Source organism: Micromonospora sp. NPDC050417, from assembly GCF_044458865.1.
In the GTDB taxonomy this organism is placed as follows: domain Bacteria; phylum Actinomycetota; class Actinomycetes; order Mycobacteriales; family Micromonosporaceae; genus Micromonospora_G.
In genome coordinates, this window is sequence record NZ_JBITIH010000070.1 from 1 (window position 1) to 1,621 (window position 1,621).

Here is a 1,621-nt window from a genome sequence, read left to right on the forward strand (position 1 = left end):
ATCAGCGGGCGAGAAGAACGCGTTTGCGGAGCAGCGAGAGGCCGGCTCGGCCGAACATCTGCCGTTTGATCATCTTGATGCGGTTGATGCTTCCTTCGACGGGTCCTGAGCTGTGCGGCAGGGTCAGGCCGTTGCGGATCGCGTCGATGTCGCGGCGCAGGTTTCGGGCGAACCCGGCCAGCGGTGCCATGGTGTCGTTCTCGGCGGCGGTGATCCAGTCGTCGAGGCGGTCGCCGTGGCGGCTGGTCATCATCACCGCGAAGGCTCGGACATGTTTGACCAGGCGATCCAGGCTCTGGTCGCGATTGCGGATGTCGCGTAGTTTCGCGGCGTCGCGGGAGTCGACCCGGTCGGGGTGGGTCATGATCCATGAGGTGACCTGGCGGACGGTGGGTGGTTTTGGGCCCGGATGCGGGGCGTGCCCGCGGCCCTTCCGGAAGCTGCGAAGGTAACGCTGAACAGCGAGTTCGCCGCCTGGATAGCCTTTCTGCTGGATCTCGCGGAAGAGTTGGGTGGCGTTGCGTTCGTCCTCGTTCCAGCGTTGGTGCAGGTAGCCGGTGAACGGGCCGACCACATGGGTCCGCTGTTCGGTGACCGCGGTGAGGTCTTCGATGCTGCGGGCGTTGGCGAACTTGCGGACGGTGGCCTGGTGCAGGCCGAGCTTGCGTCCGATCGCCGCTTTGGACATGCCCTGAGCGGTTAACTCTTGGACGGCGGTGTAGTTCGCCCGCAGCCGCGTGACGATCTTCTTCTCGGGCAGCGGCTGCACCACTTCCGGTGCGGTGTCACCAGCCGGCGGCGGTGTTGGCGCTGCGAGCCCAGCCCGGTGGGCGTTGACGGTCTTCTCGACCGCCTGGCCCAGGTTCATCCAGAGGTGAAACCGGTCAGCGACCTGCAGCGCGTCCGGGGCGCCTTGCCGGGCTCCTTCGCCATAGCCGCCGGCCCGATCCCGGCAGATGACCTCGACCTCCGGATGTTGCCGCAGCCAGGCTGCGAGACTGTTGCCATCGCGGCCGTCGAACATCTCGATCGGGCGGTGGGTGGCCATGTCGATGAGCACGGTGCCGTAGTGGCGGCCTCGCCGGAACGCGAAGTCGTCGACGCCCAGCACTGTCACGGCTGTTGCCGTCGGGTCCGGCAAAACTTTGACCAGTCGTAACAGTGTGTCTCGTCCGGCCGGCATCCCGAGCACGGCAGCCAGCCGGGCCCCGGCGCGGCCTGCCAGTGCCAGACCGATCTCGGTGAGCGTCACCCGCAACCCGGGCGTGAAGCGGGCATGCGGGGTGGTCACTCCGTCGACCTGCTCGGCGAAGGTCACCACGGTGCAGGCGACGTTATCGCAGCGGAATCGGCGTACCTGGACCTGGAGGATCAGGCCGATCCCGGCGGTCGCGAGATCACGCAGTTGTCGCAGGTAGCGGCCGTGAACACGAGCAGAGGGCTGTTGGCAACCGTGGCATCGCGCGGTCGAGGACAGGACTCGGGTGGAGAGAATGACACCGCCCTCTCTATGCTCAACACCATCGATCAGTAGGCCGGACAGAAGAGGCAGTAGCTGCTCTACAAGCGAACACGCCCCACATGATCAACGGCCGCCGGTTGCTGCCGCTGCGACTGTCCA

At 66.4% G+C, this 1,621-nt stretch carries 1 protein-coding gene; it reads right to left on the reverse strand.

From position 1 onward, the window contains the following. Nucleotide 1 precedes the first annotated feature (1 nt). On the reverse strand, nt 2–1,552 hold the full coding sequence (locus ACIBF5_RS32690) for an ISL3 family transposase (RefSeq protein ID WP_396816752.1): 1,551 nt from the start codon (nt 1,550–1,552) through the stop codon (nt 2–4). Nucleotides 1,553–1,621: the final 69 nt, after the last annotated feature.